The sequence below is a fragment of the Bacillus sp. LR--39 genome, from assembly GCF_053613335.1.
On the sequence record NZ_JBSIOT010000989.1, the window covers coordinates 1 to 665 of the forward strand.

2 pseudogenes are annotated in these 665 nt (G+C 47.2%); both read right to left on the minus strand.

The features are described 5' to 3' along the window. Nucleotides 1-219, minus strand: a pseudogene (locus tag ACWHAR_RS27950) (insulinase family protein); the annotation flags it as partial. Next, nucleotides 209-665, minus strand: a pseudogene (albD, locus tag ACWHAR_RS27955) (antilisterial bacteriocin subtilosin biosynthesis protein AlbD); the annotation flags it as partial. The pseudogenes ACWHAR_RS27950 and albD, both read right to left, overlap by 11 nt.

Sequence of the window (665 nt, forward strand, 5' to 3'; positions counted from 1 at the left end):
TTTCAGCTGCTGATCAAAAAAGAGATTCGCTGAGTACATGAAACGGCTGCCGGCAGCACAACCGAAAGCGTCAATAATTTGCTCCTTCAGGTATGCGGCGGCGCCGTAAAAATAAATCGTTTCTTCCTCAGGTTCCGCCGCGCTTTCGATCGGTTTCAGAAAGCTCGCGGCGATTGAAATAGTTGAAAATTGATGAGTCTTCAGCAGGTTAACTTCCAAGCCGTTCTCTTTTGCTTGTATCAAAGAAACCACCATCCTGTTTTTGCAGGTAATAGACTATGACCAGACCGGCTATCGGAATGACCGCCAAGGATACAGCGGTGCCGGCTAATGTGGCTAAGAATAGGGGAAGACAAAACAGATAAGACCGATATTTTGAGAAACCGCTCCATAGCTGCTGCTCCGTCTGCCAGCTGAAGGAGGGCCTTTTTTCATCCGCAGTTAACCTGATAAAAGCTCCCGCCAGCAGCAACTCAATGCACTGCAAAAAAGTGAGAACTGAAATCGGACGGCCGCTGATGAAACCCACAATCATCACGACAAGGAGAAATCCGCCTGCCAATAGGCCTGAATAAAAGCGATATTTCGCCCAAAACATCGTTTTCCGCTTGATCGGAAGCGTGATAAGCAGCATCCGGTCATTTTTTTCAATCGAATACAAAAGG